Annotated in this window: 12 protein-coding genes and 2 pseudogenes; 11 read left to right on the top strand and 3 right to left on the bottom strand. The window is 73.5% G+C overall.

The window, feature by feature from the left end; all coding sequences use genetic code 11:
- The first annotated feature begins 34 nt into the window (after nt 1–34).
- The 3 genes from BGP73_RS13770 to sucD all read left to right on the top strand — a co-directional run bounded on the left by BGP73_RS13770 (nt 35) and on the right by sucD (nt 3,956).
- A complete protein-coding gene (locus tag BGP73_RS13770; protein WP_069814623.1) occupies nt 35–1,417 on the top strand; it encodes a hypothetical protein in 1,383 nt (460 codons plus the stop codon).
- 410 nt (nt 1,418–1,827) lie between these two features.
- Nucleotides 1,828–3,000: an ADP-forming succinate--CoA ligase subunit beta gene (gene sucC, locus BGP73_RS13775; protein WP_069814624.1), complete on the top strand. Its 1,173-nt coding sequence runs from the start codon at nt 1,828–1,830 to the stop codon at nt 2,998–3,000.
- A 71-nt stretch (nt 3,001–3,071) separates the two neighbouring features.
- Complete coding sequence (gene sucD, locus BGP73_RS13780) at nt 3,072–3,956, top strand: succinate--CoA ligase subunit alpha (RefSeq protein WP_069814625.1); 885 nt, start codon at nt 3,072–3,074, stop codon at nt 3,954–3,956.
- Nucleotides 3,957–4,176: 220 nt separating this feature from the next.
- Here sucD and BGP73_RS13785 read toward each other — a convergent pair whose 3' ends face one another.
- A complete protein-coding gene (locus tag BGP73_RS13785; protein ID WP_069814626.1) occupies nt 4,177–5,061 on the bottom strand; it encodes a hypothetical protein in 885 nt (294 codons plus the stop codon).
- 326 nt (nt 5,062–5,387) lie between these two features.
- On the opposite strand from BGP73_RS13785, the gene purN reads away from it, so the two are divergent.
- The 4 genes from purN to BGP73_RS23970 all read left to right on the top strand — a co-directional run bounded on the left by purN (nt 5,388) and on the right by BGP73_RS23970 (nt 9,341).
- Nucleotides 5,388–6,044 carry a phosphoribosylglycinamide formyltransferase gene (gene purN / locus BGP73_RS13790; RefSeq protein WP_069814806.1) on the top strand — a complete coding sequence of 219 codons (657 nt, stop codon included), beginning with the start codon at nt 5,388–5,390 and terminating at the stop codon, nt 6,042–6,044.
- A gap of 17 nt (nt 6,045–6,061) precedes the next feature.
- Entirely contained in the window at nt 6,062–7,645 is a 1,584-nt protein-coding gene (gene purH / locus BGP73_RS13795) for a bifunctional phosphoribosylaminoimidazolecarboxamide formyltransferase/IMP cyclohydrolase (RefSeq protein WP_069814807.1), read from the top strand.
- 284 nt (nt 7,646–7,929) lie between these two features.
- Nucleotides 7,930–8,796, top strand: coding sequence for a bifunctional methylenetetrahydrofolate dehydrogenase/methenyltetrahydrofolate cyclohydrolase (locus BGP73_RS13800; RefSeq protein ID WP_069814627.1), 867 nt, complete (start codon nt 7,930–7,932; stop codon nt 8,794–8,796).
- 149 nt (nt 8,797–8,945) lie between these two features.
- Complete coding sequence (locus BGP73_RS23970; RefSeq protein ID WP_069814628.1) at nt 8,946–9,341, top strand: DUF3017 domain-containing protein; 396 nt, start codon at nt 8,946–8,948, stop codon at nt 9,339–9,341.
- Nucleotides 9,342–9,597: 256 nt separating this feature from the next.
- On the opposite strand, the pseudogene BGP73_RS13810 reads toward BGP73_RS23970, so the two are convergent.
- Nucleotides 9,598–10,864, bottom strand: a pseudogene (locus BGP73_RS13810) (APC family permease).
- Between the two features lie 735 nt (nt 10,865–11,599).
- On the opposite strand from BGP73_RS13810, the gene BGP73_RS13815 reads away from it, so the two are divergent.
- On the top strand, nt 11,600–12,517 hold the full coding sequence (locus BGP73_RS13815; protein WP_069814629.1) for a helix-turn-helix domain-containing protein: 918 nt from the start codon (nt 11,600–11,602) through the stop codon (nt 12,515–12,517).
- 351 nt (nt 12,518–12,868) lie between these two features.
- Nucleotides 12,869–12,997, top strand: a pseudogene (locus tag BGP73_RS23590) (TetR family transcriptional regulator); the annotation flags it as partial.
- 229 nt (nt 12,998–13,226) lie between these two features.
- Here BGP73_RS23590 and BGP73_RS13820 read toward each other — a convergent pair.
- Nucleotides 13,227–14,159: a LysR family transcriptional regulator gene (locus BGP73_RS13820; protein ID WP_244501205.1), complete on the bottom strand. Its 933-nt coding sequence runs from the start codon at nt 14,157–14,159 to the stop codon at nt 13,227–13,229.
- Nucleotides 14,160–14,300: 141 nt separating this feature from the next.
- Here BGP73_RS13820 and BGP73_RS13825 point away from each other — a divergent pair, with 141 nt between their 5' ends.
- Entirely contained in the window at nt 14,301–15,416 is a 1,116-nt protein-coding gene (locus BGP73_RS13825; RefSeq protein WP_069814630.1) for a YeiH family protein, read from the top strand.
- Between the two features lie 238 nt (nt 15,417–15,654).
- Nucleotides 15,655–16,596, top strand: a complete 942-nt coding sequence (locus BGP73_RS13830; RefSeq protein WP_069814631.1) for a helix-turn-helix domain-containing protein — start codon at nt 15,655–15,657, stop codon at nt 16,594–16,596.
- Nucleotides 16,597–16,652: the final 56 nt, after the last annotated feature.

The raw sequence follows: 16,652 nt of genomic DNA on the forward strand, positions 1-16,652 counted from the left end.
AACACACCCCTGAATTCGAAGGACTTCCTCCATCATGCGCAAGAACATCCGTCGTTCGATCGTCGTAGCCGCTGCCGCCACCGGCATCTGGGCCCTGGGCAACGCCGCCGCCTCCGCGGCCGAGCTCCCCACCCTCCCCGCTGTCGACGGTGCGACCAGCACCGCGAAGGACACCGTCAAGAACACCGCCGAGAGCGCGCTGCCGGCCGACGGTGTGACCGGCGCCGCGAAGGACACCGTCGACTCCACCCTCGACGCGGTCAACGGCACCGTGACCAGCGCGGTGGACGGTGCTGTGGACGGAGCGGTGGGCGACACCACGCCGACCGCCGGCACCTTCGGTGATGTGACCGGCACCCTCGACGGTGTGCGCGGAGCGGTCGAGGACTCCTCGGACCTGGGCGCCGTCGACGTCGAGGAGGCCACCGAGCGGGCCACCGGACTGGCGGGCGCGCCGCTGGAGGGCCTGCCGACCGACGGACTCCCGGCCACCGACGGCCTGCCCGCCCCGCAGCTCGACCTGCCCTCCCTGCCGGTCGAGAACGGCTCCAACCTGCCGGCCGACCTGCCCGGCGCGGACCTGCTCGGCGCCGCCCCGGTCGACCTGCCCGCCGCCGCGTCGAGCGTGCCGGGTGTGCCCGCCGCCCCGGCCGACATGGGCAACCTGCTGGCCAGCCTGGTGGCCGCCGGTGTCCGTCCCGAGCAGCTGACCGGCACCGCCACCGGTGTCCTCGGGAGCGCCGGTGCTCCGGCGCTCTCCGCCGACGGTGTGCGCTCTACCGTGGACTACGTGACCGGTGAGGTCTCGCCGACCGCCGGGGAGGCAACCGAGAGCGCCCGGGAGCGCGTCGGCCAGCTCACCGACGGTGCCGTTCCGGGCGACGTCGACGCGGTGGAGGGCGTCCTCCCCTTCGCCCAGGGCGCGCTCGGTGACGTCGCTCCCGCCGCCCAGGGTCTGGCTCCCCAGGGTCTGGCTCCGCAGGGTCTGGCTCCGCAGGGTCTGGCTCCGCAGGGTCTGGCTCCTCAGGGGCTCGCTCCCCAGGGTCTGGCCCCGCAGGGTCTGATCGCCCCCGAGGTCGCGAGCGTTCCGCAGGGCCTGGTGCCGGTCTCCCCGCACGGCCTGGTCGCGCACCTCGCCCCGCAGGGTCTGGCTCCCCAGGGTCTGGCTCCCCAGGGTCTGGCCCCGCAGAACCTGACCCCGACCGAGGCGGTGGCGGCCGCGCAGGGTCTGCTGCCCGAGTCGCCGGTGGACACCGTGCCAGTGGACACCCTGCCGGCGGTGGAGGACCTCGCCCCGGACGCCCTGCTGCCCACCGCCGAGGGCCTGGTCCCGACCAGCATCACCCCGGTCGACCTGGCCGACGCCGTCAGCGTCCCGCTGCAGTCGCTCTTCGGCGGCTACACCTCGCACGTCTGATCCGACTGACCACAGCCGGTCTGACGGCCCCGTCCGATCCGGCCTGCCGGGTCTGATCCGGACACCGCATCCGGTCCGGCCACGGATCGAGTCGATCGCCGACCGGGCGGTCCCCAACCGGGGACCGCCCGGTCGGCTTCGTGGCCGTTCCCGGGGAGCCGCGCGGAAGGATGAGGAAAAACTCTGGACTGAGGTGGGCTGTGATGGTAATCACCGCTCACATGTGACCTGCGATTTACGGCCACCGGCCGGACGGCGATAGCCTGCGAGACGGACATGCCGCGCCTCGGACACCGTGTGCGCCTGACTTGTGACCCGGGTCGTCACGCTGCCCGTTGCGGCACGCCCACGCAGACAACGAACCGTGATCGCCACGAACCCGGTATTGACAAGCAGAAGGACGGACACGCGTGGACCTGTACGAGTACCAGGCGAGGGACCTCTTCGCCAAGCACGGTGTACCGGTGCTGGCCGGTGAAGTCATCGAGACGCCGGAGGCGGCACGCGAGGTGACCGAGCGTCTCGGTGGCCGCGCCGTCGTCAAGGCGCAGGTCAAGGTCGGCGGTCGCGGTAAGGCCGGTGGCGTCAAGCTCGCCGCCGACGCTGACGACGCGGTCGCGAAGGCCGACCAGATCCTGGGCATGGACATCAAGGGCCACACCGTCAACAAGGTGATGCTGGCCGAGACCGCGGACATCAAGGAGGAGTACTACGTCTCCTTCCTGCTGGACCGCACCAACCGCACCTTCCTCGCCATGGCCTCCGTCGAGGGCGGCGTGGAGATCGAGGTCGTCGCCGAGCAGAACCCCGAGGCGCTCGCCAAGATCCCGGTGGACGCCATCGAGGGCTGCACCCCGGAGAAGGCCACCGAGATCGTCACTGCCGCGAAGTTCCCCAGCGAGATCGCGGACCAGGTCGTCAGCGTCCTGCAGAAGCTGTGGACCGTCTTCATCGCCGAGGACGCGCTGCTCGTCGAGGTCAACCCGCTCGTCAAGACCGGCGACGGCAAGATCATCGCGCTGGACGGCAAGGTGAGCCTGGACGAGAACGCCGCCTTCCGGCAGCCCGAGCACGAGGCGCTGGAGGACAAGGCCGCGGCCGACCCGCTGGAGGCGGCGGCCAAGGCGAAGGACCTCAACTACGTCAAGCTGGACGGCGAGGTCGGCATCATCGGCAACGGCGCCGGGCTCGTGATGAGCACCCTGGACGTCGTCGCGTACGCGGGTGAGGGCCACGGCGGTGTGAAGCCCGCCAACTTCCTCGACATCGGCGGCGGCGCCTCCGCCGAGGTGATGGCCAACGGCCTTGAGATCATCCTCGGCGACCCGGACGTCAAGTCCGTCTTCGTCAACGTCTTCGGTGGCATCACGGCCTGCGACGCGGTCGCCAACGGCATCGTCCAGGCCCTGGAGCTCCTCAAGTCCAAGGGTGAGGACGTCAACAAGCCGCTCGTCGTGCGGCTCGACGGCAACAACGCGGAGCTGGGTCGCCGGATCCTGACCGACGCGAACCACCCGCTGGTCCAGCAGGTGGACACGATGGACGGGGCCGCGGAGCGCGCCGCCGAGCTGGCCGCGCGGTAACGCGCACGCCGTCCTCACACGACAACTCCGGCGCATCTCCGAAACGACACTAAGGAACAGGCCACAACACCATGGCTATCTTCCTCACCAAGGAAAGCAAGGTCATCGTCCAGGGGATGACCGGCTCTGAGGGCCAGAAGCACACCAAGCGGATGCTCGCCTCGGGCACCAACATCGTCGGCGGCGTGAACCCGCGCAAGGCCGGCACGACCGTCGACTTCGACGGCAGCGAAGTACCGGTCTTCGGCTCGGTCAAGGAGGCCATGGAGGCCACCGGGGCCGACGTGACCGTCATCTTCGTGCCGCCGAAGTTCGCCAAGGGCGCGGTCGTCGAGGCGATCGACGCGGAGATCTCCCTCGCCGTCGTCATCACCGAGGGCATCGCGGTGCACGACACCGCCGCCTTCTGGGCGCACGCGGGCGCCAAGGGCAACAAGACCCGGATCATCGGCCCCAACTGCCCCGGCCTCATCAGCCCCGGCCAGTCGAACGCCGGCATCATCCCGGCCGACATCACCACCGCCGGCCGGATCGGACTGGTCTCCAAGTCCGGCACTCTCACCTACCAGATGATGTACGAGCTGCGGGACCTCGGCTTCTCCTCGGCCGTCGGCATTGGTGGCGACCCGGTCATCGGGACCACGCACATCGACGCCCTCGCGGCCTTCGAGGCCGACCCCGACACCGACCTGATCGTCATGATCGGTGAGATCGGCGGCGACGCCGAGGAGCGGGCGGCCGACTACATCAAGGCCAACGTGACCAAGCCGGTCGTCGGTTACGTGGCCGGCTTCACCGCCCCCGAGGGCAAGACCATGGGCCACGCCGGTGCGATCGTCTCCGGTTCCTCCGGCACCGCCCAGGCGAAGCAGGAGGCCCTGGAGGCCGCCGGTGTGAAGGTCGGCAAGACCCCGTCCGAGACGGCCCGCCTGGCGCGCGCCGCGCTCGCCGGCTGACAGCCGCCCCGACACATCGCGCCGCACCAGGGCGCGGAGCGACAGCGCCGGGCCCGCACGGATATCGACTCACGGTCGAATCGGTGCGGGCCCGGCGCTGTTCCGTTGGCTGGTTCCGGCGGGTCGTCCCGCTCCGGCGGCGGGGCGCGGCGGCCGGTCTCCGGGAGGCGCGCCGACCGTCGCCGCCTCCCCGGCACCGACCCCTACCGCCCGGCGGCCGTCAGTCCTGTGAGCCGAGCAGCGAACGCAGATCCTTGGGCAGGAGGTTCTTGCACTCCTGCCGGGAGGCGTGGGTCAAGGAGTCGTCGACGCAGGTGTAGTAGTCCTTGTAGACCAGCTGGAAGGTGAAGGTGGCCGCCACGATCAGCAGCGCGATACCACCGGTCACCAGGCCGCTGATCGCCGGTGTGGTCTGCGGCCGCGGCCCGACGGGCCGGCCCGCGGGCGGTCCGGAAGGCCCCGTCGGGGGCTGGTCGGTGGGCTCGCCGCCGGTCGAGGCGTCGCCCGGGCCGCCCGTATCCCTGGCGGAGGCGGGGGACCCGCGCAGCGCGCTGACACCCCAGTACACGGCCAGGGCGCCCAGTAGCAGCGCGATCTGCGGCAGGCTGAACAGCGCGAAGAAGAAGCCCCAGAGACCGGCCAACATCGAGTAGCGGGCCCGCCGCTGTACGGGATCCGTCGGGTCCCAGCGGGGGCCGCCGGACCCGGGGCCGCCCGGTCCACCGTCGCGGCGCTCCGGCCGACCGAAGCCACCGCCGCCGTGCCGGGGCTGGCGGCGGCTCCACTGGCCGCTCCAACCGCCCCGCTCATCGCCGCCCCGGCCGTTCTCGTCGCCGCCCGGACCGTGCTCCTCGCCCCGGCCGTCCCCGTCGCCCTGCCCGTCGGGTTCATCCGGGCCACCCGATCCGCCGCCGTGCCGCTGGCCTTCGGATCCGGCGCGTGGCCGCCAGGCCTGGTCCGGCCGGCCCGGGGGCGGTGCGGCGAAGGGGTTCCCCTCGTCTCCCTCGGGCCCGGAGGACGCGTCGGACGGCGATTGGCGCTCGCGCAGCAGTGGGCTCAGCTGCGCCGTGTGGCGGAGTGCCGCGCGGCGGCGTCGGTCCGGCATCTGGAGTGTGTCTTCCCCTAGGTCGTCGTGCCGTCCACGCCCGCTCGGCCGGGAGCGCGGGGACGGTTGCTGCCCCAGAACGCTACCTTCCGCCTGCGGCCCCGTCCCGCGGGGGCCGACTGGTGTGCCGGTATCGTTGCCGACGGTCGGCGGCTTCGTAGGACTGCCCGAATCAGGACTCTCCTTGCTTGTACGACCGCACAGACCGCAGGGTTCCCGCCCGCACGAGAAAGAGCCCCATCGTGTCGACGTCCCGCCCCTCCGCCGGGTCCCCTCCCGCCACCGACGCCCCCGGAGCCCACGACCGGCAGCACGAGGGCAGCCGGCTGCCGGGGAGCGCGGAACGAGGACGCCCGGCGCGGGTCGTCGTCCTGGTCTCCGGCTCCGGCACGAACCTTCAGGCGCTGCTCGACGCCCAGGGCACCGTCCTGGAGAGCGGGGGCCGCCCGCAGGGCTTCGAGGTGGTGGCGGTCGGCGCGGACCGGGACGGCATCGCCGGCCTGGAGCGGGCGCGGCGGAGCGGGGTGCCGACCTTCGTCTGCCGGGTCGGCGAGCACCCGAGCCGCGGCGAGTGGGACCGGACGCTGACCGAGGCGGTCGCCGCCCACCAGCCGGACCTCGTGGTCTCGGCCGGGTTCATGAAGATCGTGGGGAAGGAGTTCCTCGCCCGCTTCGGCGGCAGGTTCATCAACACCCATCCCGCGCTGCTGCCCAGCTTCCCCGGGGCCAACGCGGTGCGGGACGCCCTCGCCTACGGCGTGCGGGTCACCGGGTGCACCGTCCACTTCGTCGACGACGGGGTCGACACCGGACCGATCATCGCCCAGGGCGTGGTCGAGGTCCGGGAGGAGGACCGGGCGGACCAGGGCGCCGCTCTCCATGAGCGGATCAAGGAAGTCGAGCGAGTGCTGCTCGTGGACGTCGTGGGGCGCCTGGCCCGCCACGGCTACCGCATTGAGGGACGAAAGGTAATGATCCCGTGACGACCGCCGAAGGAACCATGCGGCCCATCCGCCGCGCGCTGGTCAGCGTTTACGACAAGACGGGGCTGGAGGAGCTGGCGAGCGGACTGCACGAGGCCGGTGTGGAACTGGTCTCCACCGGTTCGACGGCGGCCAGGATCGCCGCCGCGGGCGTACCCGTCACCAAGGTCGAGGAGTTGACCGGCTTCCCCGAGTGCCTGGACGGGCGGGTCAAGACCCTGCACCCCCGGGTGCACGCCGGCATCCTCGCCGACCTGCGGCTGGACAGCCACCGCAAGCAGCTCACCGAACTGGACGTGGAGCCGTTCCAACTGGTCGTCGTGAACCTCTACCCCTTCCGGGAGACCGTGGCCTCCGGCGCCACCGCCGACGAGTGCGTGGAGCAGATCGACATCGGCGGCCCGTCGATGGTCCGTGCCGCCGCCAAGAACCACCCCTCGGTGGCCGTCGTCACCAGCCCCGAGCAGTACCCGGACGTGCTCGCCGCCGCGCGCGGCCGCGGCTTCGACCTGGCCGACCGCAAGCGGCTGGCGGCAGCGGCGTTCCAGCACACCGCCGCCTACGACGTGGCCGTGGCCTCCTGGTTCGCGGACTCCTACGCCCCGGCGGGGGCGGAGACCGCTGAGGAGGGCGCCGGCGGCGGGGGCGAGCAGCGGATGCCCGAGTTCACCGGCGCCGCCTGGCGGTTGAAGGACACGCTGCGCTACGGGGAGAACCCGCACCAGGCCGCCGCCCTCTACTCGGACGGGACCGGGGACGGAATCGCCAACGCCGAGCAGCTGCACGGCAAGGCGATGTCCTTCAACAACTACATCGACACCGAGGCCGCCCGGCGGGCCGCGTACGACCACGGCGAACCGTGTGTGGCGATCATCAAGCACGCCAACCCCTGCGGCATCGCCATCGGCGCCGACATCGCCGAGGCGCACCGCAAGGCGCACGCCTGCGACCCGCTCTCCGCCTTCGGCGGGGTGATCGCCGCCAACCGCCCGGTCTCGGTGGCCATGGCCGAGCAGGTCTCGGAGATCTTCACCGAGGTCATCGCGGCCCCGGACTACGAGGACGGCGCGGTGGAGGTGCTGGCCCGGAAGAAGAACATCCGGGTGTTGCGGGTGGCCGGCAGCAGCGCCGGGACCCGGGACCTCCGGCTCGTCTCCGGCGGTGCGCTGCTCCAGCGGAGCGACCTGCTGCAGGCCCCCGGGGACGACCCCGCCCGCTGGCAGCTGGTCAGCGGCGAGGCGCTGGACGCCGGAGCCCTCGCCGAGCTGGCCTTCGCCTGGCGGGCCTGCCGGGCGGTGAAGTCGAACGCGATCCTGCTCGCCAACGGCGGCGCCACCGTGGGTGTCGGTATGGGGCAGGTCAACCGGGTGGACTCGGCCAGGCTCGCGGTACGGCGGGCCGGAGCCGAACGCACGACGGGCTCCTATGCCGCCTCCGACGCCTTCTTCCCGTTCCCGGACGGTCTGGAGGTGCTGCTGGAGGCCGGGGTGCGAGCCGTGGTCCAGCCCGGCGGATCCGTCCGGGACGAGTTGGTGATCGAGGCGGCGAAGAGCGCCGGCGCGACCATGTACCTGACGGGGACGCGGCACTTCTACCACTGATCGCGCGCCGCGGCCGGTGACCGGCCGAGCTCGGCCGGGGACGGACCGGGTGGCTGTGCGGCCCCGCACAGCCACCCGCACTCCAGCGCCGGGGCCGCTCGGCGCGGCGGGCGGAAGGCGGGGGCAGCCGGGGGGCGGTGTCGGGCGCGAGCCAGGCGTATCCGTTGTCGTCCCGCCCTGCCCGAGGCGCCCGGCCGCACGGCGGCGAGGGCGGCGGGAGGACCTGGCTGCCCACGGTGCGGACTGATTGGAACGCGGACCTCGGTTTCGGAGAAGATGGGGCCATGAGCGCCCAGATTCTCGATGGCAAGGCCACCGCGGCCGCGATCAAGTCCGAACTCGCCGCCCGAGTGGCGGAGCTGAAGGCCGGCGGTGTCACGCCCGGCCTCGGGACCCTGCTCGTCGGCGACGACCCGGGCAGCACGTGGTACGTGGCGGGCAAGCACCGCGACTGCGCGCAGGTGGGGATCGCCTCGATCCGCCGGGAACTGCCGGAGACCGCCAGCCAGGAGGAGATCGAGGCGGTCGTCAGGGAGTTCAACGAGGACCCGGCGTGCACCGGCTACATCGTCCAGCTGCCGCTGCCCAAGGGCATCGACACCAACCGGGTGCTGGAACTCATCGACCCGGCCAAGGACGCGGACGGGCTGGCCCCGATGAGCCTCGGCAAACTGGTGCTGGGCGAGGAAGCCGCACTGCCCTGCACCCCCAACGGCATCCTCACGCTGCTCCGCCGGCACGGCGTCGAGACCGAGGGGGCGCATGTGGTGGTCATCGGCCGGGGCATCACCGTCGGCCGCTCCATCGGTCTACTGCTCACCCGCCGCTCGGAGAACGCCACCGTCACCCTCTGCCACACCGGCACCCGTGACCTGGGCGCCATGCTGCGCCAGGCCGACATCGTGGTGTCCGCCGCAGGCTCCCCGCACATCGTGCGGCCGGAGGACGTGAAGCCGGGCGCGGCGGTGCTCGACGTCGGCGTGAGCCGGGACGAGGACGGCAAGATCATCGGAGATGTGCACCCGGACGTCGCCGAGGTGGCGGGATGGATCTCACCCAACCCCGGCGGGGTCGGCCCGATGACCCGGGCGCTGCTGCTCCAGAACGTCGTCGAGGCCGCCGAGCGGACCGCGGCCGGCAGCCTGCGCTGAGGCGGCGGCCCCGAGCCGGACGGGAAGCCCGTGGCACCCTGGGTGGCGGCTACCGGGCGGGCCACGGACAGTACGGGCCGGGCCACGGATCGAAAAAAGAGGCGGCAGAGGTGGCGGATACCGAAGAGCCGGCAGGACGAGGAGCGGAAGTGCGCACGGAACCCGCGGAGCGGCTCGCCCCGCTCACCCGGGACACCGCGCGACCGGAGGGCGGCGGTCGAGCCGCGGCCGGGGACGCGCCCGCACCGGTCCGGCAGTGGCCCCTGCTCACCGTGGGGGGTGCGGCGGGCGTCGGCCTGCTGGTGGTGGCCCTCGGGCAGGTGCGGGCGGGCACGATCCTCGTCGGACTGGCACTGATCGCGGGCTGCGTGCTGCGCCGGACGGTTCCGGCGGTCGGGATGCTCGCCGTCCGCTCCAGGTTCACCGACATGGTGATCTACGGCGGGCTGGGGCTCGTCATCGTGCTGCTCTCGGCGATGGCCCAGCCGGATCCCTGGCTGGAGCTGCCCTGGCTGAAGGACCTGCTGCACTTCACCGTTCGCTGAGCTGGTTTGCGGCCCGGCTACGGGCCAGTGCCGCGTTCCGGCGAGGTTCGCCCGTCGAGGAGCGGTTCCGGCACGCGGTATCCGATGCCGCACCGGCTGGAGTCGGACGGCCTGCTGGTCTCCGAGCAGCGGGTGCGTCGACGGCCGTACCCGCCGTGTCTACCGGGTCCACCGAGGCCGGTAAGGCGGCGCTGGCGGAGGTGGCCCGCGAGGTCCTGCCCGCCGACGAACCGCCCCCGCCGTAGCCGGACAGCCGTCAGGTGCGGGAGTCGAGCGCCTTGCGTAACCCGTAGGCGGCGCCACCGGCCGCGATCACGGCCGCGCCGGTCAGCACGGAGGCCGCGGGCAGGGCGAAGGCCAGGACCAGGCAGCCCGCGGTGCCGACGATCGGCACGATCCGCGCGGGGCGGCCCTCGGTGGGGGTGAGCGTCCAGGCGGAGGCGTTGGCGATGGCGTAGTAGGCCAGCACGCCGAAGGAGGAGAAGCCGATCGCACCGCGCACGTCCGCGGTGGCGGCTAGGACCGCGACGACCGCGCCGACCGTGAGTTCGGCGCGGTGCGGCACCTGGAAGCGGGGGTGGACGGCGGCCAGCGCATGGGGCAGGTGCCGGTCGCGGGCCATCGCCAAAGTGGTGCGTGAGACCCCGAGGATCAGCGCCAGCAGCGACCCGGTCGCGGCGACGGCCGCCCCGACCCGGACCACGGGCGCCAGGCCCGGAACCCCGGCGGCGCGTACGGCCTCGGCGAGCGGGGCGGCGGTGTGGGAGAGCCGGACGGGCGCGAGCACCGCGAGCACGGCGACGGCGACGGCCGCGTAGACGGTCAGCGTGATGCCGAGCGCGAGGGGAATGGCGCGGGGGATGGTTCGCTTCGGGGCGCGGACTTCCTCGCCGAGGGTGGCGATGCGCGCGTACCCGGCGAACGCGAAGAAGAGCAGCCCGGCCGCCTGGAGCACCCCGCCGAAGGTGGCGTCCGTACCGATGTCCAGCCGCGCGGCCCGCACCGTGCCGCCGGTCAGGCAGGCGGTGACCACGGCCGCGAGCACCGCCAGGACGACCGCGACGATCCCTCGTGTCAGCCAGGCGGACTTCTGCACACCGACGTAGTTCACCGCGGTCAGGGCCGCCACCGCGGCGACCGCCACGGCGTGGGCCTGGCCCGGCCACACGTACGAGCCGACGGTGAGGGCCATCGCCGCGCAGGAAGCGGTCTTGCCGACCACGAAGCCCCAGCCGGCCAGGTAGCCCCAGAAGTCCCCGAGCCGCGCACGGCCGTAGACGTAAGTGCCGCCGGACTGCGGGTAGCGAGCCGGCCAGACGGGCGGAGGAGGTGGCGTTGCAGTACGCGACCACGGCGGCCAGCGCCAGGCCCGGCAGCAGCCCCGACCCCGCCGCGTCGGCTGCCGGCGCGAGCACGGCGAAGACGCCCGCGCCGATCATCGATCCGAGTCCGATCACCACCGCGTCGAAGAGGCCCAGGTGCCGCTTCAGCACCCCCGCTTCGGTAGATGCCGACGTGCCCACCGCTCGCTCCTCAACCACGGCCGCGGCCGTTACGGCCCCCGCAACGGCGCACGATATAGGAAGAGAGTGCCCGGGCAGCCGACCACGCTGCCGCCGTCGCGGTAGACGCCGGACCCACTGCGGCGGGGCCGGAAGGACGGGGCGACGCCCGGGGTCGAGCTGCACCTGGCCGAGGGAGCGCAGCTGCAGCGGCCGGCGGAGCAGGCCTTCGAGGCGATGTCGGGCGGCTGGCGACCGGTGGCCGATCCACCCAATGGTCTGAATGCCCGCATCGTCGCAGAAGCCGGAGGGACCCGGGGTCGCTACGCCCCACGGCCACTCACGGTGACCGCGATCCCGCGCCGCCAAGGAACACGCGACTCTCGATTACGCGAGGTCGCAGGTTCGGCGCCCCTTTTCCGCCCCTTCCGGGCTTCTTGGTGGGCGGCGGGGCTTGTCGGGTCGTTGCTGTGGCCTGCCGCGTTCGTTGCGGGGGTGGGGGTGGCGCCGTTGGCCGGTGTGACCAGAAGGTGACCCCACGTTCCGGTCGCGGCAACCGTTCGTGGTGCACACGCCGTCGTACAGGGACAAAAGGCCCTGGAGGTCTCGTTGAGTGTGGAGACGGACGAGGTGGATCATGTCGGATCGGAGGGGGCATCAGGCCGGTCTGCCGGAGTGGGCCGGGCCGGGGGCGGTCGGCGTTCACTTGATCGTCGGGGCTGACCCGTTCCGGGGAGGTCCGACGGGGCAGCGCCGGTGACGGGGGATGCCGGGCGCGGGGCGACCGGGGCCGCTCCGGCGAGCGCCCGGCTCTCCGAGGAACTGCGGGGACTTGCTGCCCGGGCGGGTCTGAGCGTCACGGAACTGGCCGCCCGCACCCCTTATGGGAAGGCGTCCTGGAAGGGGTTCCTGGACGGCCGCAAGCCGGTGCCCCGGCAGGCGGTGGATGCGTTGTGCCGGCTGGCGGGCGAGAACGGCGAGCGGCTGCCGGCGCTGTGGGAGCTGGCGGATCTCGAGCGATGGGGGCGTGAGCGCCCGGCGGAGAGCTGCGGCGAGCAGCGGGCCGGTGGTGGCCGCCGGGCTCCGGAGCGGCCCGGCTCCGAGCCGGTGGGGGAGGGCGGGGCCGGCTGCCCGCTCGGTGGGGAGCGGCAGGTGGGGCGGCGGCACCGGACGGTGACCGGATTCGCGGTGATCGCCGCGGTGCTCGGGCTGGTGCTGTCGCTGGCAACGCTGGTGTGGCCGGGGGAGATCGGCGGGCATTCCGTCGTCCCGGCGGGGGCGGGCCGGTCCGCCGGCGGCGTCGAGGTGGGCTGCCGGGGGGAGTCGTGTGACGGCGAGGACCCGGAGGTCATGGCCTGCCATGGCGGGGCGGAGCGGCTGGACGCGGGGCGGGCTTCGACCGCGGGCGGGCTGGAGATCCGGTACAGCGCGGACTGCCGGGCGGTCTGGGCGCTGGTCCGGCGGTCCCGGGCCGGAGACCGGATCGAACTCTCCGCTGCCGCGGACCGGGTGCAGCGGGCCGCGGCGGCCGTCGGCAGGGTGGACGTCGAGGGCTATCTGCACACCCCGATGCTGGGGCTGCCGGGGGCGTCGGACCGGTTGGGGCTGCGGGCCTGTCTGGTCCATGACTCCGGTGCCGGTCGGGAGTGTGTCGGGGTGTCGGCTCCCCGGTAGCCGGCGGGGCTCGCGCTGGATGGAAGGCGCGCCTCGCGTCAACCGGCGGGTCCTCAGCCGAGGCTCGGCGGGCTCCAGTCGGCATGGTGCGGGACGGCCCGGGCGGTCGCACGGGACGGAGCGAGTCGCAGGCCCGGGTTGCGCTGCCAGGGGCTGGGTCAGCCGCCGGCCCAGCCGGCCGGTCCGGCCCGCGACCCGGGCCCGGGTCTGGCTGTGTGGACGGCGCTCGACGTCGTACCGGGCCAGGGCCGAAGCGAGGGTGGGTTCGGTGTCGAGGGCGGCGGCGAGGGTGGCCGCGTCCTCCAAGACCTGGCAGGCGCCTTGGCCGAGGTTCGGGTTCATGGCGTGTGCGGCACCACCGATCCGGCGGGCCGCACCGTCACCTTGCTGACCTGCGTGGACGGGCTGCTCTTCGATCGCCTGGTGCACGGCGGAAGCGTGGCCGAAGGGGCGCTCCGACGGCTGGTGGCGGCGGCGCTGGGACAGCCGCCGCGGCCTCGTCCGCACAGCGGCGGCCTCGCGGGACGGTGCAGGACGGCGTCCACTCTCTCCCCCGGTTCGGAGAGTGGACGCCGCTGCGTGATCGAGCCTGTTCGAAGCGCGGTTGGGGATCAAGGCGCGGTGCGGGCCCGTGGCACAGCGAGGATCACACCGGGACGGTGTCCCGGTGTGATCGCCAACGCGTAACGAAGGCCGACCGCCGGTCGGCTCAGGGCTGCTTGTCGGAGGCGGAGGCCGCGCGGAGGAGGTGCAGCGCCGGTTCGGGAAGCTCCCGGCCCTTGGGCCAGACGGCGTGCAGCACCCGCCGGAGGGGGAGCGCCGGATCCACCTCCACCTCGACCAGGCGGTGGTTCTCCAGCTCCTCCCGGACCGCCAGCACCGAGAGGGCCGCCGGAGCGACACCCTGGGCGGCCGCTCTGCGCAGCGGCGCGGTCGAGCCCAGCTCCAGGGCCGGGACGGCGATGCCGTCGTAGCGGCGCAGCGCCCGCTCCAGCGTCTCCCGGGTGCCGGACCCGGCCTCGCGTACCAGAAGCGGGGTGTCGGCCAGCTCCTGGCCCGGGATCGGGCGACGGCGCAGGGCCCACCGGTGGCCCGGGGCCACCACGATCGCCAGCCGGTCCTGCCCCACCGGGGAGCGGTGCAGGTCGTCCGGGATCTGCGGTCCCTCCACGAAGCCCATGTCGCACTCGCCGCGCCGCAGCGCCTCGACCACCCCCCAGGAGTTGGTGACGGTCAGGCCGACGTGCGCGTCCGGCGCCTTCTCGCGCAGCGTGACCAGCCAGCCGGGCATCAGCTCCTCGGCGATGGTGAGGCTCGCCGCGACCCGCAGGCGGTTCTCCTGTCGGGACCTCAGCGCCGCGGCGCCCTCCAGCAGCGCCTCGGCCTGTGCCAGTACGGCGCGGGCCCAGTCGGTGACCACCGTGCCTGCCGGGGTCAGTCGCGAGCCCGAGGGGGAGCGGTCCAGCAGATGCAGGCCGAGGCGCCGCTCCAGGGTGCGCAGCCGGCTGCTCGCGGACGGTTGGCTGATCCGCATGCGCACCGCCGCCCGGCCGAGGCTCCCGGTCTCGGCGACCGCCACCAGCAGTTGCAGCGAGGGCAGGTCCGGCAGGGTCCCGGAGGCGAACCCCTTGGCGCCGTTCACGCGCTCCGGCCGGCTCTCCGGAGGCTCGTCCCGCTCGGGCGTCCCGGTCAACGTCGGTCCTTGCTCATAGGGGAACCCTATGAGCTGCCCAACAGTCGGTGCCTACCGGGGGACGCCCACCGGGCGGAGCCTGGTCTCACCATGACCTTCACCCCGAAGAGCCGCAGAAACCCGGAACCCCGACCCGCGACGCCCCCACCGAGGCCGCGCCGCACCGCCGCGATGCGGCGCGCCCTGCCCGGACTGGCGCTCGCCGCCCTCGGACTCGGAGTCTCCGAAGCCGTGCACGGGCTGCTGCCGGCCGTCCCGACACTGACCGCCGCCGTGGTGCTGGGCGTCGCCGCCGCACACCTCCCCGGAGTCCGTACGTTCGTCCGCGGCCGGGGACAGGCCGGGCTGTCGGCGGCCGGGAAGCGGCTGATGCGGCTCGGCATCGTGCTCCTCGGGCTGAAACTCAGCCTCGGCGATGTGCTGGGCCTGGGCTGGAGCACCGTCGCGATGGTGGTGGCCGTCGTCCTCGCCACCTTCTTCGGCACCCGCTGGTTGGGGCGGAGGCTGGGCCTCTCGGGCGACCAGCCGCTGCTGGTGGCGACCGGGTACGCGATCTGCGGGGCCTCGGCCATCGGTGCGGTCAGCGGGGCGCTCGGCCGGGATGAGGACACTGAGGAAGGGCGGCGGCACGCCAGCGACGTGGCGGCGTCCGTCGCCCTCGTCACGCTCTGCGGCACGCTGGCGATCGCCGTACTCCCGCTGCTGCGCGCCCCCCTCGGGCTCGACGCCCTCCAGTTCGGCCGCTGGGTCGGCGCCGGGGTGCACGATGTGGGGCAGGTGGTGGCCACCGCCCAGACCTCCGGACCCGAGGCGCTCGGTGAGGCGGTGATGGTCAAACTGATCCGCGTGGTGCTGCTCGCGCCGCTGGTCGCCGGGGTGTCGCTGGCCCGGCGCCGCCGGGCCCGGAGCCCCGAAGCGGACGGAACGGCCCACGCCGGCGACCGGCAGCCCGCGCTCGTCCCGCTGTTCGTCCTCGGTTTCCTGGCGATGATCGGGGCGCGCAGCACCGGCCAGTTGCCCGCCGGAGTGCTGGACGCGGCCGACACGGCACAGGGGCTGCTGCTCGCCGCGGCGCTCTTCGGACTCGGCAGCGCCGTGCATCTGCCCACCCTGGCCCGCTCCGGTGGCAGGACGGCCGCGCTCGGCCTCGGCTCATGGATCATCATCGCCTCGGTCAGCTATCTGGGCGTGTGGCTGACCACCTGAGGCCGAGGTCCTCCCCGATCCGGTCGGCCACTTGTACGGCCGGGAGCATGAGCCGACTCTTCCCCATGGGAGACTGAGGACGTTTCAGGGGCGTGCGATCAGTGTGTATCCACCCTCTGTGCTCCCGTGCGCCGTGCCATGGGATTGAGCTCCGGTGGGAGCGTCCCGGCCCGTCGGCGCAGGCCAACAGGGCGCCACAACCGGAGAAGCCGCACTCGTGGGGAATTAGGGGAAGGTCATGCCGCGTTGGAGGGCGCTACCGGACGGGCTCGATCCGCAACTGCGGGAGCTCGCCGAGCAGTTGCGAGGGCTCGTCGACCACAGCGGGCTGAGCGTCGCGCTGGTCGCCGACCGCACCGGTTACAGCAAGACGTCCTGGGAGCGCTATCTGGGCGGTCTACTGCTCCCGCCCCGGGGCGCCGTGGTGGCGCTCGCAGAAACGGCCGGAGCCAACCCTGAGCAGCTCATCGGGGTGTGGCAGGTGGCCGAACAGGCCTGGAACCGCTCCGAAACCGGCGGCGGCCACACCCTGGAGGCGATCCGGTTCGCCCAGGAGGGGCAGGCCGGTGCGGCGCGGAAGCGCCGGCGGCGGATGACCGCCGTCGGCGTCCTGGCCGTCGTCGTGCTGTGCCTCGCCGCCGCCTCGGCGATGTCCAACGGGGGCTCAGGGGAGAGCAGCGAAGCGGGAGCCGGCGCCTCCCCCGCCCCGGCGGTCTCCGGCGGACCGGAGAAACCCGTCTCCAGCGCGGAGCCGACCCCCGGCGGCAGCCCCGCCGCGGAGGCGAAGTGCACCGGTGCCGAGTGCGACGGCGGGGACCCCGACGCCATGGGCTGCGCGGGCGGCAACGCGCGGACGGTGTCGACGGCCTCGGTTGGCGCGGTCACGGTGGAGGTCCGCCACAGCCGGGCGTGCGGCGCGGCCTGGGCCCGCATCACCGAGGCGGCGCCCGGAGACCTGGTGCGGATCAACTCGGGCAACGTCACCCAGAGCAGTGAGGTGGTCGGGGACGAGGCGTACACCCGGATGGTCTCCGCGCGGGAGCCGGGACAGGTCCGGGCCTGCGTGTGGACGGTCGGGGGCGAGGAGGGCTGCACCACCCCCGGGCAGGACGCGGGCGCACAGGACACGGACGGCCCGGACGGCGGTCCGGCTCCGGAGAACGGATCGCGGACCGGCTGACCCCGAAACCGGGGTGATCACAAGTCGGGTGATCGCCCGTCAGGCAAGCGGCTTGC

The sequence above is a fragment of the Streptomyces sp. TP-A0874 genome (genome assembly GCF_001748085.1).
Lineage (GTDB): Bacteria > Actinomycetota > Actinomycetes > Streptomycetales > Streptomycetaceae > Streptomyces.